Raw genomic sequence first — 16,244 nt, 5'->3', positions numbered from 1 at the left:
CCGAAGCCGGAGCCGACGTGCAGTAACCACCCTGCAACGCCCTGATTCCGATTAGAAAGGCCACGCTTCGTGGTTCTGCGAATATTCGGTGCATCCTTCGCGGTCACCGTCGTCTCCCTCGTGGTCGCCTTCCTCTACGGCGGCCCGCAGGCTCTGTTCCTCTGCGTGATCCTCGGCATCCTCGAGGTCTCGCTGTCGTTCGACAACGCGGTCATCAACGCGACCGTGCTGCGGCGGATGAGCGAGTTCTGGCAGAAGATCTTCCTCACCGTCGGCATCCTCATCGCCGTCTTCGGTATGCGTCTGGTGTTCCCCCTCGCGATCGTGTGGGTGGCGTCCGGACTCGGCCCCATCGCGGCACTCGACCTCGCGTTGAATCCGCCGCCGGACGGAGCCGCCTACTTCCCGGACGGCAGCCCCAGCTACGAGACCCTGATCACCGATGCGCATCCGCAGATCGCGGCGTTCGGCGGCATGTTCCTGCTGATGCTCTTCCTGCACTTCATCCTCGAAGATCGCGAGATCAAGTGGCTCGAATGGCTCGAGCGTCCCCTCGCGAAGGCCGGCAAGCTCGAGCAGCTCGAGGTCGTCGTCGCCACCGCGCTGCTGCTCATCACGGCCACCGTGATCGCACCCGAGGACAAGGTCTCGACCGTCATGATCGCCGGCGCGCTCGGCATGATCACCTACATCGCGGTCAACGGACTCGGCGAGATGTTCCACATCCCCGAGGAAGGCGAAGAGCCCAGCGGCGGACCGAGCGGCCTCGCGAAGGCCACCGGTAAGGCCGGCTTCTTCCTGTTCCTCTACCTCGAGGTGCTCGACGCGTCGTTCTCGTTCGACGGTGTCATCGGAGCCTTCGCCATCACGTCCGACCCGATCATCATCGCCCTGGGCCTCGGCTTCATCGGCGCGATGTTCGTCCGCTCGATCACCATCTTCCTGGTGCGCAAGGGCACGCTGTCCGACTACGTGTACCTCGAGCACGGTGCTCACTGGGCCATCGGTGCGCTGGCACTGATCCTGCTGTACTCGATCGGCACCCACGTGCCGGAGGTCATCACCGGCCTCGTCGGTGTCGCCCTGATCGGTGCGGCATTCGCCTCGAGCATCTACCGCAACCGCAAGATCGCGGCGAGAGAAGGCGAAGATGCTGTGAAGACCAGCATCCCCTGATCCTCGACAATTCGAACCACATGCCGATGGGAGCCCTCGATCCGACATCTCGGATCGGGGGCTCCCATCGCTTTTCCGTACCCCGTGCGCATCCGCGCAGCACTCCGACGAAAGGCTCGACATGGCCATCGACTACAACAAGAAGCCCGAACAGAACGCAGGCGGCGTCAACCTGAGCAAGATCAACCTCACCAAGGAATCCCCGACCGTGAGCCTGTCGAAGGCCGGGTCCGGGCAGGGCGTCACGCGGGTGAACCTCAACTGGTCGCGCGATGAGCAGAAGAAGGGCTTCCTCGCGAAGCTCACGGGCGCGAGCGGCGGCGTGGACCTCGACCTCGGCTGCCTGTTCGAACTCGCCGATGGTTCCAAGGGAGTCATCCAGGCGCTCGGGAACAGCTTCGGCGCGCTGAACACCCCGCCGTACATCCACCTCGACGGCGACGACCGCACCGGCTCGAACACCGGTGGCGAGAACATGCACGTCAACCTCGAGCGCCCCGAACTGTTCAAGCGTGTGCTGATCTTCGCGATGATCTACGAAGGAGCGCCGAACTGGGCTGCCGTGGACGGCGTCGTGACGCTGACCCCGCCGTCGGGTCCGCAGATCGAGGTGCGCCTGGACTCGCCGAACAACGGCGCGCGCATCTGCGCGATCGCGATGCTGCAGAACACCGGGCAGGGCATCACCGTCGAGCGTCTCGTGCAGTACATCGACGGCAGCCAGTCCGACCTCGACCGCGCGTTCGGGTGGGGCATGCAGTGGCAGGCGGGGCGTAAGTAGCCCCTAGTGCGAAATTCTTTCCGGCCTGGTGGCCGGTCACGGGAGATCCCGCCGGCGCATGTCGGCGGGATCTCGGTGGTTCCACGGGTGCAAGCAGGTCAGCGTCGTCGGAGAGCGAGGACCGGAATGGTGCGTTTCCCGCGCGTCTTCTCCTCGACCTCTGCTCGACCGGTCTTGCGGCCACGATGATGCACGAGCGCCATGGGCGCACCCTCGAAGTTGCCGCCGACCCGGCCTCCGTTGGCCCGGAACTCGGCGATCACCTGCGCATTCCAGTCGTCGGACGAACTCATGGGAGAAATCCTCCTGGCTACTGCAGTCGGCTACGAACCACCGTAATCATGTAGAGGACCACGGGGTCCGGAACGAGGAATCACGAGCGGTCGGTGGTCGCCGCCAAGGATCCCAATAGCCGAAGTTTGTCGTCACTGGGCGAGCCGGCAGAGGCCCGGTACACGATCAACTGATGTCCAGGTGCGCTGCGAACGTCGAATGCGTTGTATTCGAGGACGAGATCGCCGACGGCAGGATGCCGGAACTCCTTGGCCTCGTGTGTTTTGCCCCGCACATCGTGCCGATTCCACAGTTCGCGGAACTCCGCGCTCGCATCGTGCACCTCGAGAACGAGGGCACGAACGTCGTCGACCGAGCCGGTGTGGCCCAGAGCGAGCCGGAGATTCGCGACGCACGACGTCGTGGCGCGCTCCCAATCGGTGAAGAAGCGGCGCCCGAAGGGATCGAGGAAGGTCATGCGCACGAGATTGTCGATGCGCTCGAAGCCGCTGTAGAGCGCACCGGCGAGCTCGTTGTACGCGAGAACATCCAACCGGCGGTCGATGATGAGCGCGGGTGTGTGCGACCAGGATGAGAGAAGCTCCCGCAGTGAATCGTCCACGGTCTTCCGCACCGGAGTGGGCGGTGTCGGAGCCAGTCCGGCGAGACGGAACAGGTGCTCGCGCAGGTCGGTGTCGAGAGCCAGTGCGCCGGCGAGGGCGTTGAGAACCGCCGGAGACGGGTTCCGTTCGGACCCTGTTCGAGTCGCGTGTAGTAGTCGACGCTGACACCGGCGAGCATGGCAATTTCCTCGCGACGCAGACCGGAGACCCGCCGCCCCGACTGCGCCGTGATACCGACATCCGGCGGCTGCACGTGTCCGCGTCGCGCCTTGAGGAAGGTTCCGAGTTCGGTGGAGACCATGAGACGACGCTAGCTCCCCGGATGCGGTACAGACAGGCCCTGGTGCACCCAGGCACACACCGGCCTGTTCCGGCCGCCCATCCGCCCCGACAGTGGAACTCGCCGGATCTCCCGGCACCCCGATCCTCATCTGGAGTACACATGACCATCCCCTTCACTCCCGAATTGTTCGAACTCATCCGCGAGAACGCCGGCGGGCATCGTCCGCTCCTGTTCGGCAATGCCCGGATCATCACCGGCGACGCCCTGATCGGCGATTTCGACCGCGGCGACGTCCTGCTCGGTGGCGCTCGTGTCCGGCAACCTTCGCAATCCTGTCCGTGTCTCGCGACGACTCGGAAACAGATGTGCTGCAACGATTCATCGATGATGCCGACGCCGCGCACACGGTCGTCGTCGACGGTGAGATAACCCTCTGGGGCGGTCGATCGGTCCACGCCGACGACCCGACGGAGACCCCGACCGCCACGGACGTGGCATCGGACCGTCATCTCGGAACTTGGATCGACGAAACGGATTTCGTGCACCAGCACCTGACCGCGGACGGTCGCTACGACGAGACCCGCGGTGGACGCCCGCATGCATATCAGGGTTCCTATCGGATCACCGGCGACCGCATCGACTACCGCGACGACCTCGGATTCTGGGCCTTCGGCGAATTCGTCGACGGCACCCTGCAGCACGCCGGTTACACCTTCCGCCGCGCCTGACACTCATCGGAAAGCCACCCCAATGAAGACAACTCTCGCCGATTTCACCGCGGCCCACGACAGCGACCGTCCGATCCTGCTGACCGGTGGCGCCGTCGTCACCATGGACCCCTCGATCCCGGACCTCGACGCCGGCGACGTCCTGCTCGTCGGCCCGCAGATCATCGCGATCGGCGCCGACCTACGCTCCGATCCCGGGCACGGTGCCGCAGCAGCCTCGGCACTCGTGGTCGACACCCGCGGTGCGATCGTCGGCCCCGGTTTCGTCGACACCCACCGTCACGCCTGGGAAGCGCAACTGCGCCGGAGCATTCCCGACGTTTCCGACCTCGGCGAATATGTCATGTCGACCCTGGCCGGCGTCGCCCCGAACTACGCACCGGAGGACATGTACATCGGTACCCGTCTCGCCGCGCTGACCGCGCTCGACTCGGGCATCACCACCATGCTCGACTTCTCGCACAACTCCCGCACTTCCGCGCACTCCGATGCTGCACTGAATGCGCTCATCGACACCGGAATTCGGGGCGTGCATGCCTCGATGGGTCCTCACTTCGGTGAGTGGGATCGTCAATGGCCCAAGGATATGAACCGGTTGGTGAGCGACTTCCACGGCGCCGCAGACGGTCTCGTCACGGTGCGGCTGGCCGCCCTGGCGACCGACGAGATCGCCGGACCTGCGATCGCCTACGGGCCCGAACTCGCTGCTTTCGCAAGTGATCTCGGTGTGTGGACGAGCATCGACGCGGTTTTCGGAATACCGTCGTCGGAGGCGATCCTGCGCTGGGCACGGATGGGGATCCTCGATCCGACCCTCACCTTGATCCACGCGACCGGCCTGACCCCCGAGGCGTGGACGGCGATGGGAGATGCCGGTGTCACGGTTTCCCTCGCCCCGACCTCCGACGCCCAGATCGGCCTCGAATCGGCGGTGCCCGCTGTGGACGAGGCTCTCGCCGTCGGGATCCGGCCGGGTCTGAGCATCGACGTGGAGGTCGCGCTCGCGAGCGACATGTTCACCCAGATGCGGACCCTGCATGCCATCCAACGCATGCGCGCCACCAATGCTGCATACGGAACGGAGGAGACCCGCAACCGGATCACCACCCGCGACGTCCTCGACTTCGCCACCCTGCGAGGCGCGCAGGCCAACGCGCTCGGGCACGTCACCGGTTCGCTGACACCGGGCAAGGAGGCCGACCTGCTCATCGTCCGCGCCGACGACATCAACAACATGCCGCTCAACGACGCCGTCGGCACCCTCGTGCTCGGCTCCGACGCACGCAACATCGACACCGTCCTCGTCGCCGGCAACCCGCGCAAGTGGGCGGGTTCGCTGGTCGACGAGGACATCGACGCCCTACGCGAGGCCGTGATCCGTTCCCGCAACGCCATCATCGGGCGGGTGGCGGCGACACTGTGACGACCTCCAGGGAAGTGAAGGACATGAAACAAGTCGAGCACCCGTTCGTCGGACTGTGGGCGACCGCCGACGGTAACATCCGCCAGCGTCTCCTGCCGGAGGGGCGATACGTCGAGGCCCGCGGCAGCCGGGAAGCTGCCTACACCGGTGACTACCGGATCGAAGGAACAATGATCTACTACCGTGACGACGCCGGCTTTTCCGCCGACGGTGAGTTCCGCGACGACGTGCTGTACCACGCGGGAATGGTCATGTATCGGCACCTGAGAGCGCGGCAATAGGAGCGCCGATCCGGACGATGGTCATGCGGGCCGTTCGGTCGCAGCCAGGAGCTCGTGCAGCACGCCTTCCTGAAAAGTCCGTGCTTGCCGACCTGAAGGCGGAAGCTCACCGGAGCGTGCTGCGATGGACTGTTCGATCGCCTCGACCGGCTGGTAGCCGGTCCCGAGTAACCGTCGGCCGGCATCGATTTTGGACAGCCACTTCCCGTAGCGATGTCGAACCAGCGCGCGACAGGCTCCGAGGACCGCGTCGTCGGCTCCGGGTGCGGGCCGGTCATCGGCTGGGCCGGGCAGCGCCATCCACCAGCGCAGCGAGTCGACCAATAGGCTCTGTAGTTCCTCCGGTGCCAGCTCGGCGAATGTCTCCGGGGCCGGCGGTCCCGCCAACACCCGGCCGCTCTGGTGCAGGATGCTGCGGTCCAGTCCGTACCAGAACGTCCCGTCGGCTGCCGGGCGGTCTGTGGGCTGAAGTGTCTGCCGGAAGGCCATGTCCGGCCCGTCGTTCAACTCGAGCTCGAAGCCCGGTTCTCCGGTGCCCGACTGCGCCGTAGCCATGGTGTAGACCACCAGTTCCAGGCCTCGGGCCGGACATGGCAGGGCGCTGTGCCGCAGCCGAGCGATCAACTCCCGCTTCATCGTTTCGCTCAGGGGGTCGCGGCAGAGCAGGGCGATGTCGATGTCGCTGCGGCCGGGATGGAAGGCGTTCAGGGCGAGCGACCCGGCCGCGTACGCCCCGACGAACTCCGCACCGAGCACCTCCCGGGCAGTGTCCACGACGGCTTCGAGGTATGGCTCTACATCGATATTCGGCACCACCCCATCATGCGCGGCACACCGTGCCGTGCACACGATGCATGCCTCTACGTAGTGAGGCGCACGATGCAGGCCACCCAAGTATGGTCACTGAGCTTTCCGGTCTCCTCCGTGATGGCCCACGTCCGCAGACCTGTGCAGGCCAGGTCGGAAGCGATGTGATCGATCCACGGCCCGTGCTCGACCTCACCACCGGTATGCAGACTCCATCGGCTCATTACCGCCATGGATCGTGGATTACCCCGGTAACCGTGGTTCGTGTCGACAGGCCGCGCGAGCATGCCACCGAAGCGCCTCGATCCGCAACCGAGAGGCGACCAAATTACTGGTTGACACAACAAGTTCTTGGTATCTGGCACAGTACATCGACAGTCTGATCTCGGTCGCACGTTTTGGTAAGGAATGACAGGGCACGTGTGCCGAAAACTATTGTGGGAAAATCGGTTTAATCATAAGGCTATGACTTGGTGTATCTGATGTGGCCCGATCGGTTCGGATGGGGCTGAAGAGTTGAGACGCTCTACTTCCGGAGGGAAGGACTGGGTCGGGGATGAGCGCTGGAGTTTGGCTGCTTATGTCAAACACGTGTGGTGGTGCGCTAATTGCCATTAGCGCACCATCGCCCCCGAAACACCTGTTGAGCGCCTTTTCCTGCTCGAGAGCGTCGGTGCGGGACGGTAGGCTCCTGTTTCGTGCCCGATGACCTGATCAGCCACCGTCCGGACGACGTTTCCGTGCCTGTGCCGACCGAGTCGGCCCCAGCTGCGCCGTCGGTGCCGGTGTTGCCGACCGAGACCCTCGTGCAGGTGGCCGGGACAGCGGGGCGGTCGCGGTCGGAGTCGACCCGCCGCAACTACGCCGCCGACTGGCAACGCTTCACCGCCTGGTGCCAGCGCGAAGGACACGCCCCGCTGCAGGCGCATCCGCTCACCGTCGCCGCCTACCTCCACGACGCGGCATCGACGGTGTCGGAGGTGGGGGAGCGGGCCTACTCACCCTCGACGTTGGCCCGCTGGGTCGCCGGGATCGGCTTCCACCACCGCCGCGCCGGCCACCCCGCCCCCGGAGCGGACGAGCTGGTCACCGCGACCCTGTCCGGGATCCGCCGGGACTATGCGGCGGCGGGGGAGCGGCCCCGCACCCCGCGGGCGCCGTTGCTCACCGCCGACATCGTCACCATCGTCGAGAAGATGCGCGCCGATACCGGCAGTTGGGCCGCGGAGGTCCTCGAACGCCGCGACTCCGCCATCTTCTTGGTGGGCTTCGCCGGGGCGTTTCGCCGCAGCGAACTCGTCGCGCTCACCTGTAGCGACGTGTCGCTGCACCGGCTCGACGGGCTGCACATCAAACTCCGGAAATCGAAGACCGATCAGGAAGGGCGGGGGAGTATCCGGGCCCTGCCGTTCACGCACAGCCACGTCAGTTGCCCGCCGTGTGCGTGGATGCGGTGGGCGCAGGTCGTCGCCGCCTTCGACACCGGGGGCCGCCCCGCCGTCATCCGGCTGCTCCGCACCGCCGAACCCTTCGAGGCGCACGTCTGCCGGGGATCGCGACCACGCATGGCGCCGTCCTCGCCGTGGTTGCGGGCGATCCGCAAGCACGGCAACCTCTCCGACACTGTCCTGTCGGGGGCGGCGGTACACAAAGCGATCCGGCGCCGCGCCGAACAGGCCGGCTACGACCCCGACATCGTCAAACAGCTCGGTGGTCATTCGTTGCGGGCCGGATTCGTCACCCAGGCCTTCCGCAACGGCGCCTCCGCGCACGCGATCATGCGCCAGACCGGTCACACCACCCCCGCCATGCTCGAGACCTACGCCCGCGAACACGCACCACTCATCGGCAACGCCGTCACCAATCTCGGCCTGTGACCGTGAGCGCCAGCGCCGGACGAGAGTTCTTCCGCAGCACCGATGTTCACGATGCCGACCTCGACCTGCGGATCCCCGCCCGCTACCGCCATGACTGGGCCCTGTTCACCGACTGGTGCACCGCCGCCGACCACCATCCCATCCCCGCCGCACCCGAATCCCTGGCGTTGTTCCTGCACGAGCACCCGGCCGTGGTCGCGACGCAGCGGCGCCGCTTGTCGGCGATCAACGCCGTCCACACCGGGCACGGCTATCCCGCCCCGGGGCGGACCGAGATGGTGCGCCGGCACCTCGACACCACTCGTGCTTCGCGTCTCGACCGGCTCGGGCGCCTTCTGGTGCAGCGGGCGGCCGAACTACCTGTCGAGGGATGGCCGAGCGGACTGTTCGGCCGCCGCGACGCGCTCCTGCTGGTCCTCGCCGCCACCGGCATGACCTTCACCGACCTCACCCGGCTGCGCCGCCGCGACCTCCGCCTCGACGGCAACACCCTCGTGGTTACCACCCGGACCGGCGAAAGATTCCGTCTCCCACCGGATTCCGAGACCGGGGACAACCCCGCGGTCGCGATCTACCAGCGGTGGGCGCAGATCCAGGCGTTCCTCGACCAGTATCCCGGCACCCATCTGCTGCGCCATCACCTCACCGACCCGAGCGAGATCATCACCGATCCGCTCGATGCGGAACAGGCTCGGCAACCGCTGTTGTGTCCGATCGACCGCTGGGGACACCTCCCACACGCGCAGCCGATGACCCCGCAATCGGTGTCGGCGCTGACCCGGGCGCACCTGTCCGGCCGGGCCCCGGTACGGAAGGTGTTGCCCGTTCCCCCGCAAGACGATGTCGACGCTTGGGTCGAGCCTGAGATCGACCTCGACGCCGGCTACTACGACCGCGGTACCACCGCCCGCCGCCGCGATCACCAGACCCTCGAAGACCTCACCGACGTCTTCGACGAGATCGAAGCCCGCACCGATGCGCTCCTCGAGGACCTGATGGGGGTGCTTGAGGGACTGTGAAGGGAGTCTGATGGAGTCGCCCGCTGGACGTGCACGCATGCCGTGCATTCATGCAGTTGTCGTCGGTCTTGATTCTCTCCGACGCATCCCACAGGAGTGCGCCAGAGCCACAGTTAACGAGCGCCGTCGATCAGGACAAGGCAGAACCGGATCCCGCCGAGCCGGTCGCCACGCCCGCCAACCACAGTGCAATGCACTCCGGCGTAAAGCGCTCCCACTTGCACAAGTTGAGGGCAGGCACGGGTGGGGCGGTGTCCGCAGCAGCGGTACCCATCGAACCCGCTCCGAGCGCGGCGGTCACAGCGGTCACGACGACGAACTTGCGCAGCATCAGGTGCCTTCCATAGACGTACATTCTGTGACATCGGAGATGGAGCACTTCGTTACCACAGTATCGATGCGGTCACCGAGGGAAAACCGATGCCATGCTCTTCGAAATCGGTGACCACCTGAAGCAGATGAGACAGGTGAGCGTCGAAGGTGGATTCGGCCAGATGACTAACGGTGGCGAGGTCACACGTGCGCAGCGGAACTGTGTCGGTCTGTGCGGACAGCACGGCGCCATTCGGTCTCTCGCAGCAATCGCAGTCCGTTGAGACCGACGAGGATGGTGGAGCCTTCATGACCCGCCACTCCCAGCGGCAGCGGCAGCGTGCCGACAAGGTCCCAGGTCACCAGGACCACGATGACCGAGGCGGCGATGACGAGGTTGGCGATGACCAGGCGTCGAGCCCTCCGGGCCAGGTGGATCACCGCAGGGATGGCGGTGAGGTCGTCACGGACGACGACCGCGTCGGCGGTCTGCAAGGTCAGATCCGATCCCGCGCCACCCATGGCGATACCGACATGCGCAGCGGCCAGCGCGGGAGCGTCGTTGATGCCGTCTCCGACGACGACCACTTTCGCTCCGTCGGCCTGCAGCGCGCGTACGGCGGCGACCTTGCCGTCGGGCAGCAGCCCGGCCTGCAGGCGCAGCGGCTCAGCGATCAGATCGGCGACCTCGGAATAGGTCTAGCTGCCGAAGAGCGTGTCGAACTGGCGAGTGCTGCCTCTGTCGACCGGCTGGGCCGTGGACGCTGTACGGGTTGCTGTTCACGATCGTGCTCCTATTCGCGCTCCAGGGCGAACAGATCACGTCGCAGCCATGGGACGTCGTGCGCATCGCTCTGCCTCTGCTCACCTATTTTGTCCTCATGTGGGGCGGCGGGTTCCTGTTCGGCGCCGCGATCGGTCTGGGCTACGAGCGCACCACCACCCTGGCGTTCACCGCCGCGGGCAACAACTTCGAACTGGCCATCGCAGCCTCGGCGACAGTGACCGTAGGATCGAAGGAGCTGCAGCGTGCGCCGTGTTCGTCCCAGGGACTCCTGGTGGGTCTGTGGAGGTCACCACGAGAGTTCGCGACAGCGTCCCTCGCCGTCGTGGGGTTCGACCTGCAGGGTGGCGTGTTCGAGGCCGAAGCGTTCCGCCAACAAGGTTTGTGCCGCTGTGAGCACGGCTGTGGAGTCCGCGTCGGATTCGGTGACCAGATGTGCAGAGGCCACTTCCATGCCCGAGGTAAGAGTCCAGACGTGCAGGTCGTGGGATTCATGGACTCCAGGAAGGGCATTAAGGGCGGCGTTGACCTCGGTGATGTCGATACTCTTCGGGGCTTGTTGGAGCAGTATGCCGATCGCGTGTCGGCCGAGATTGTAGGCCCGGGGCAGGACGAAGAGTCCGATGGCGACACCGATGAGCGGGTCGGCGTACCGCCAGCCGAACACGATGGTCACCACACCGCTGATAAGCACGCCGACCGAACCGAGCATGTCGGCCAGGACTTCGAGGTAGGCCCCGCGGACGTTGATGCTCTCCTTGGCGCCGGCGCGCAACAGGAGAAACGAAATGACGTTCATGGTGAGGCCGACCACGGCAACGATGGTGACGGGCAGGCCGGGGACTTCGGGTGGGGCGGACAGTCGTTGGAGGGCTTCGTAGAGAATCCAGAGGGCGACGCCGAACAGCAGGAGTGCGTTGAGCAGGGCGGCGAACACTTCGGTGCGGTACAGGCCGAAGGTCCGGTCCGGTCGGGTGCGGGCACGCTGGGCGACGGTGATAGCGGTGACGGCCATCAACACGCCGAACACGTCGGTGAACACGTGCGCGGAGTCGGAGAGCAAGGCCAGCGACGAGGTGGAGAGTCCGACGACGACCTGGAGCACAAAGGTCACCAGGCCCAGGGCCACGGCGATCCACAACCGTCGGACGTGTCGGCCGGAGGCGCTGGTGGCTTGGGCGGGCGAGAGGCCGTGTCCGTGTCCGTGGCTCATCGTTTTCCTTTCTCAAGACACCGACATCATATAGTCATATGCGCATGAATATATAGGATGGTCGCGAAAATTGGATCGGCACGATCAACTATCCTTCATAGTATTTCGGCGGCGAGGCGCGGCCTGCAGGTTCGGCCGGCGGGAACGGGCGAACAACGGACGAGGTGAGGTTTTCCGTGGCAGGTACCAGTAGAGCTGTAGTCGGCATGATGGTCTCTTGGACGGCAGGCGCGGCCCTGGTGGCGGCCGCCCTGGCGGCCGTGTCGAGCAGCGAGGTTCTGCGGTTGCTCGGGCTGCCGGATCCAGGAGTGCTCACGAGATACGGACTCCCGGCCGCCACCGCGATAGGGGAAGTGGCGGCGGTGGTGATGATCGGGTCGTTGCTGGTGGCGGCGGTGCTGGTACCACCACAGCGTTCCGGGCTGCTCGATGTCGACGGTTACCGCGCGGTGCGGACTGCGGGCGCGGCTGCAGCGCTATGGGCAGGATCGGCGCTGGTGCTGATTCCTCTGTCGTTGTCGGACACCTCCGGCCAACCACTGAGCACCGTGTTCGCCGATCCGGTTCCGTTCGTGCAGTCGGTGGGGCAAATCGAGGCATCCACCGCCTGGCTGTGGACCGCGTGTATGGCTGCCGCGGTGGGGCTGGGATGCCGCCTCATTCTGCAGCACCGGTGGACACCGTTGTTGCTGGTCCTGGCGGTAGGGAGCCTGATGCCACGCGCGTTGACGGGACATTCCGCCGGGGGCGGATCGCATGATCTTGCCACCAACAGCCTGATACTTCATCTGGTGGCGGCCGGACTGTGGGCCGGGGGATTGGCAGCGTTGGTGTTGCACGCCGTGCGTGGTGGCGGACATCTCGATGTCGCCACACGCCGGTTCTCCGCGCTGGCGACGGTGGCATTCGTGGTGATGGCTGCGTCGGGAATAATTAATGCTCTGGTGCGGGTTCCGCTTCGGGAGTTTCTGTCCGGCCCCTACGGACTTGTGGTCCTGGCCAAGGTCGTCGCACTCGGTGTAGTGGGGTGGCTGGGCTGGCGCCAACGGACGGTGGCGATCACGGCTCTGGCCGCCGACGCGTCGAATCGGGGGACGTTCATACGCTTGGCGGTAATCGAATCTGCGGTCCTGACGGCCACGATTGGACTCGGGGTGGCGTTGGGCCGTACTCCGCCGCCATTGGGCGAACGTCGCGAACCCAGCCTGGTCGACGAAGTCTTGGGGTACGGGTTCGATGGTGCCCCGACGCTGGGCAGGTTGCTGACGGAGTGGCGGTTCGATCTGTTACTGGGAACCGCAGCGGTCGTGCTGGCAGCGCTCTACCTGCTGGGAGTGCGGAGGCTACGTGCAGTGAGGCAGCCGTGGCCGGTCCGGCGCACCGTGTCCTGGCTTCTCGGCTGTCTAGTGTTGCTTCTGGTGACATCCTCCGGGGTCGGGCGCTACGCCCCGGCGGCGTTCAGCGTGCACCTGCCCGCATCCGCAGCGCTGGCGATCGTGGTGCCCATGTGCTTGGTTCTGGGCGCTCCGCTCACCTTGGCGGCCCGCGCGGTTCGCTCCGGCCCCAGCGATGCAGTTCCAGGAGCCCGCGACTGGATGCGGGCGATTTTCGCCAGCACCGCACTGCGATGGGTGACCCATCCCCTGGTGGCCGCGGTGGTGCTCGTGGGCACCTTCTACCTGTTGTATCTCGGAGGACTGTACGACGGCGGCTCCTACCCGGGACGCATGGTGCTCGATATGTGGTTGCTGGCGGTGGGGTTGGTCTTCTTCTGGGTCACCGTCGGGATCGATCCTGTCCCCGTGCCGCAGGGACCGTTGACGCGCGTGGGAGCAGTGGCGGTCGCGCTGGCCGGCTACGCGTTCTTTCTGGTCGCCCTGATCATGGCGGATTTTGTGATCGCCGCCGAGTTCTATACCTCACTGCAACTGGGTTGGTTCGACGACTTGGCTGCCAATCAGCGACTCGGTGGAAACCTGGCGTGGGCCGTCGGCGAGCTACCGCTGCTACTGGCCACCGTGCTCGCGCTCGTGCGATGGAGTTCGATCGAAAACCAGCGTGCCCGGAAGCGGAACGACCAGGTCGACCGCGAGGGAGATCGCGAACTGGCCGCGTACAACGCGATGCTGAACGGACTGCACCCACACTCTCGTACCGCGGCAGCAGCCGACGCCGCTGACTCCGGCCACGACCCCAAGCGCGAATCGGAGACCGGGTAACGATCCGGTATTGAAACTATGCAGAATAGTAGTAACGTGTCGGTGTCCGTCACCGTTTCGTTATCACGCGAGCGGGTGCCTTCTTGAGGATGCGATCTTGGCCCGACACCGTAAACCAGAGCCCCAACTCGTCGTTCCCCGCCGCTCTGACTGTAGTACTGCAGCGTGGCCTGTTCCCGAGCCGACCGATCCCATCGACGCAGGTCGCGATGACGCTGCTTTCCCGACGACAGTGGCTGTCCTGGACCCGGTAGAACGTCTCGATATCGAGCATCGGGATGCCCTTGCCGAGCATGCGGACGCCCTCGCCCCGAGGCCGATCCGAAGCAAAGGCGCGCATCGCCGAACGAGCCCAGGAACCAGCGGACGCGTGCTGGCCGTGTCGGTAGCGGCAGGCGCGCTGCTGGCAGCAACGACCTCGAGCGCCCATGCCGCCTCGGTCCCTCCCACGGTCAGCGACGAGATCGAGGCCGCGTCGCAACCCTCAGCCCCTACGGATGTGCTACCCCAGGCCCCCCAGGTGTTGCAGGCCGTGCAGGTGCCGATGCTGGCAGACTTCGCGGATCAACTCGACCGGGCACGGATCCGGGAGGAGCGCCGACTCATGCAAGAGGCCGAGGCGCGCCGCCCAAAAACGCTGATGCCTGTCAGTGGCACGCTCACGTCGAACTTCGGACCCCGCTGGGGCACGAGCCACTACGGGCTCGACATCGCCAACTCGATCGGCACCCCGATCGTCTCGGTGACCGATGGCACGGTACTCGAGGCCGGTCCCGCCTCCGGCTTCGGACTGTGGGTACGAATCCTGCAGGACGACGGCACGATCGGGGTGTTCGGGCACATCGATCAGGCCTTGGTTTCTGCAGGTCAGCGCGTGCGAGCCGGGGAACAGATCGCCACCGTGGGCAATCGGGGACAATCGACCGGGCCACATCTGCACTATGAAGTGTGGGGACCGGACGGCCAGAAGGCCGATCCCATGGCATGGTTGAACGCACGAGGGGTTCAGATCGCGTCAGATGCACGCACATAGATAAGGGATAATCGGCGAATGTCTGCGAGGGAAGCCATACACAGGTTGGGGGGTCTCGAAGCCGAGGTGATGAACGAACTGTGGTCGACCGACGAGCCACAGTCGGTCCATGGCCTGGTCGAACGGCTTCGCGATCGCAAGGAATTCGCCTACACCACCATTTTGACCGTGGTCACCCATCTGTATGAGAAGGGCTGGGTGCAGCGAGAAAAACGCAGTCGCGCCTACTACTATTCGCCCTCACGCAGCCGGGAGGAAGCCACCTCCGAGGCACTGCGCGCCCTGCTCGACAGCAGCACCGACCCCAGCGCGGTGCTGCTGCATTTCGCCAAGACGGTCAGCGACCGCGAATACGATGCCCTGCGCCGGGGCTGGACGGGCCGGGCCGCCGACCAATGACATTGGCCCTGGTCCTGTTGCTCGGCGCCGCCCTGATCTCGATGGCGGCCCCGCGAATGCTCGGTCCGCTCGCCGCCACCTCCGTGCCTCCCGGAGTCCTGCTGGCGGCGTGGCTGGGCAGCATAGCCGGGGCCTTGTTCTTCGGCGCCTCCGCGGTGGTCACCTTGGCCTGGCCCGACCATGCGCCTGCCGAGACCGCGGTCGAGGCCGTGGTGCGGTGTCTGTCCGCGGTTTCCCACGCGATGCAGCCGTGGATCACCGAAACCCTGGCCGCTACCGGAGCCCTGGCCCTGCTCACCATAACCGTGCGAGCCGTGATCCTGGGTCGGCGGTACACCAGAGAACAAACCCGTCTACTCGACTACCACCGTGATGTGGTCTCCATCGTCGCCCACTCCCGCGACGACGGTGTGATGTGGCTGGCGCACCCGATGCCAATGGCCTACAGCGTGGCCGGCCGACCCGGATTCGTGGTGGCTACCGACGGGCTCTCGCAGTGTCTGAGCGGTTCCGAACGCGATGCTGTCCTGGCCCACGAGCGGGCACACCTGCGAGGCAGTCACCACCTGATCGTCACCACATGTGACATCTTGGCCGCGGTGCTTCCGGCAGTGCCGTTGTTCGCCGCCGCCCCGGCCGCGGTCAAAACCCTGGTCGAACTGACCGCTGATCAGCACGCTGCCCGCGCCACCAGCACGGCGACGGTGTGCTCGGCGCTGACCGTGGTCTCCGCTTCGACATTGCCGCAGCCGGCCGGGACCTTGGGGTTGAGCAACGAGATCTCGCTGCGACTGCTCAAGCTGCGCGTGAGCTGGCGGACGCGGTGCCCGAAGGTGTCGTACGCCACAGCTGCGGCGTTGTCGATGGCTATGCCTGTCGCTACCGCGCTGGTCGGGCTGGCGGCGACCTCCGCGGCCGTGTGCCTGACCCTCGCTCAGGCATGATCCGGCACGGGCGACCGAACCGACCCTAATTACTATGCAGCATAGTAATTAGGTACGCTCGAGGGCGTC

At 65.9% G+C, this 16,244-nt stretch carries 15 protein-coding genes and 4 pseudogenes; 12 read left to right on the top strand and 7 right to left on the bottom strand.

Going from position 1 to position 16,244, the window contains the following annotated elements:
- The first annotated feature begins 69 nt into the window (after positions 1-69).
- The gene (locus KXC42_RS22875; RefSeq protein WP_033097514.1) at positions 70-1,176 is read left to right on the top strand and encodes a DUF475 domain-containing protein; all 1,107 of its coding nucleotides are present in this window, start codon (positions 70-72) and stop codon (positions 1,174-1,176) included.
- A 121-nt stretch (positions 1,177-1,297) separates the two neighbouring features.
- Entirely contained in the window at positions 1,298-1,957 is a 660-nt protein-coding gene (locus KXC42_RS22870; RefSeq protein WP_033097513.1) for a Tellurium resistance, read from the top strand.
- 155 nt (positions 1,958-2,112) lie between these two features.
- Here the strand turns inward: KXC42_RS22870 and KXC42_RS22865 are convergent.
- The 3 genes and pseudogenes from KXC42_RS22865 to KXC42_RS27450 form a co-directional block, all read right to left on the bottom strand.
- A pseudogene (locus KXC42_RS22865) lies at positions 2,113-2,250 on the bottom strand (nitroreductase/quinone reductase family protein); the annotation flags it as partial.
- Positions 2,251-2,330: 80 nt separating this feature from the next.
- A pseudogene (locus KXC42_RS22860) lies at positions 2,331-3,154 on the bottom strand (helix-turn-helix domain-containing protein).
- Positions 3,155-3,280: 126 nt separating this feature from the next.
- Positions 3,281-3,457, bottom strand: a complete 177-nt coding sequence (locus KXC42_RS27450; protein WP_235367013.1) for a hypothetical protein — start codon at positions 3,455-3,457, stop codon at positions 3,281-3,283.
- A gap of 17 nt (positions 3,458-3,474) precedes the next feature.
- Between KXC42_RS27450 and KXC42_RS22855 the strand changes: the two genes are divergently transcribed.
- Genes KXC42_RS22855 through KXC42_RS22845 form a run of 3 tightly spaced genes read left to right on the top strand, consistent with a single transcriptional unit; the run spans position 3,475 to position 5,568 of the window.
- A complete protein-coding gene (locus KXC42_RS22855; protein ID WP_247848169.1) occupies positions 3,475-3,864 on the top strand; it encodes an Atu4866 domain-containing protein in 390 nt (129 codons plus the stop codon).
- A 22-nt stretch (positions 3,865-3,886) separates the two neighbouring features.
- The gene (locus KXC42_RS22850; protein WP_219129635.1) at positions 3,887-5,287 is read left to right on the top strand and encodes an amidohydrolase family protein; all 1,401 of its coding nucleotides are present in this window, start codon (positions 3,887-3,889) and stop codon (positions 5,285-5,287) included.
- Positions 5,288-5,310: 23 nt separating this feature from the next.
- The gene (locus KXC42_RS22845; RefSeq protein WP_174556250.1) at positions 5,311-5,568 is read left to right on the top strand and encodes an Atu4866 domain-containing protein; all 258 of its coding nucleotides are present in this window, start codon (positions 5,311-5,313) and stop codon (positions 5,566-5,568) included.
- Positions 5,569-5,589: 21 nt separating this feature from the next.
- On the opposite strand, the gene KXC42_RS22840 is transcribed toward KXC42_RS22845, so the two are convergent.
- Complete coding sequence (locus KXC42_RS22840; RefSeq protein ID WP_219129634.1) at positions 5,590-6,381, bottom strand: nucleotidyltransferase domain-containing protein; 792 nt, start codon at positions 6,379-6,381, stop codon at positions 5,590-5,592.
- 734 nt (positions 6,382-7,115) lie between these two features.
- Here KXC42_RS22840 and KXC42_RS22835 point away from each other — a divergent pair.
- Positions 7,116-8,252 carry a tyrosine-type recombinase/integrase gene (locus tag KXC42_RS22835; protein WP_257605930.1) on the top strand — a complete coding sequence of 379 codons (1,137 nt, stop codon included), beginning with the start codon at positions 7,116-7,118 and terminating at the stop codon, positions 8,250-8,252.
- Complete coding sequence (locus tag KXC42_RS22830; protein WP_006553261.1) at positions 8,249-9,271, top strand: hypothetical protein; 1,023 nt, start codon at positions 8,249-8,251, stop codon at positions 9,269-9,271. The genes KXC42_RS22835 and KXC42_RS22830 overlap by 4 nt, the downstream gene beginning before the upstream one ends.
- 130 nt (positions 9,272-9,401) lie before the next feature.
- On the opposite strand, the gene KXC42_RS22825 is transcribed toward KXC42_RS22830, so the two are convergent.
- Together KXC42_RS22825 and KXC42_RS22820 are read right to left on the bottom strand one after the other, a co-directional pair.
- On the bottom strand, positions 9,402-9,602 hold the full coding sequence (locus KXC42_RS22825) for a hypothetical protein (protein ID WP_006553262.1): 201 nt from the start codon (positions 9,600-9,602) through the stop codon (positions 9,402-9,404).
- Between the two features lie 182 nt (positions 9,603-9,784).
- A pseudogene (locus KXC42_RS22820) lies at positions 9,785-10,240 on the bottom strand (HAD-IC family P-type ATPase); the annotation flags it as partial.
- A gap of 95 nt (positions 10,241-10,335) precedes the next feature.
- On the opposite strand from KXC42_RS22820, the pseudogene KXC42_RS27445 reads away from it, so the two are divergent.
- A pseudogene (locus KXC42_RS27445) lies at positions 10,336-10,650 on the top strand (arsenic resistance protein); the annotation flags it as partial.
- Positions 10,651-10,656: 6 nt separating this feature from the next.
- On the opposite strand, the gene KXC42_RS22815 reads toward KXC42_RS27445, so the two are convergent.
- Positions 10,657-11,580 (bottom strand): cation diffusion facilitator family transporter, encoded by a 924-nt coding sequence (locus tag KXC42_RS22815; RefSeq protein WP_039958313.1) that lies wholly within the window; start codon positions 11,578-11,580, stop codon positions 10,657-10,659.
- Between the two features lie 206 nt (positions 11,581-11,786).
- Here KXC42_RS22815 and KXC42_RS22810 point away from each other — a divergent pair, with 206 nt between their 5' ends.
- The 4 genes from KXC42_RS22810 (at position 11,787) to KXC42_RS22795 (ending at position 16,175) form a co-directional block, all read left to right on the top strand.
- A complete protein-coding gene (locus KXC42_RS22810) occupies positions 11,787-13,799 on the top strand; it encodes a cytochrome c oxidase assembly protein (protein ID WP_006553265.1) in 2,013 nt (670 codons plus the stop codon).
- 370 nt (positions 13,800-14,169) lie between these two features.
- Positions 14,170-14,832 carry a M23 family metallopeptidase gene (locus KXC42_RS22805; protein ID WP_006553267.1) on the top strand — a complete coding sequence of 221 codons (663 nt, stop codon included), beginning with the start codon at positions 14,170-14,172 and terminating at the stop codon, positions 14,830-14,832.
- A 36-nt stretch (positions 14,833-14,868) separates the two neighbouring features.
- Positions 14,869-15,231 (top strand): BlaI/MecI/CopY family transcriptional regulator, encoded by a 363-nt coding sequence (locus tag KXC42_RS22800; protein ID WP_033098755.1) that lies wholly within the window; start codon positions 14,869-14,871, stop codon positions 15,229-15,231.
- Entirely contained in the window at positions 15,228-16,175 is a 948-nt protein-coding gene (locus KXC42_RS22795) for a M56 family metallopeptidase (RefSeq protein ID WP_006553269.1), read from the top strand. The genes KXC42_RS22800 and KXC42_RS22795 overlap by 4 nt, the downstream gene beginning before the upstream one ends.
- Positions 16,176-16,244: the final 69 nt, after the last annotated feature.

It is taken from the genome of Rhodococcus sp. LW-XY12 (assembly GCF_019317345.1).
Lineage (GTDB): Bacteria > Actinomycetota > Actinomycetes > Mycobacteriales > Mycobacteriaceae > Rhodococcus > Rhodococcus pyridinivorans.
The sequence above is the reverse complement of the archived record's forward strand: the minus strand, read 5'-3'. Positions and strand labels throughout refer to the sequence as shown.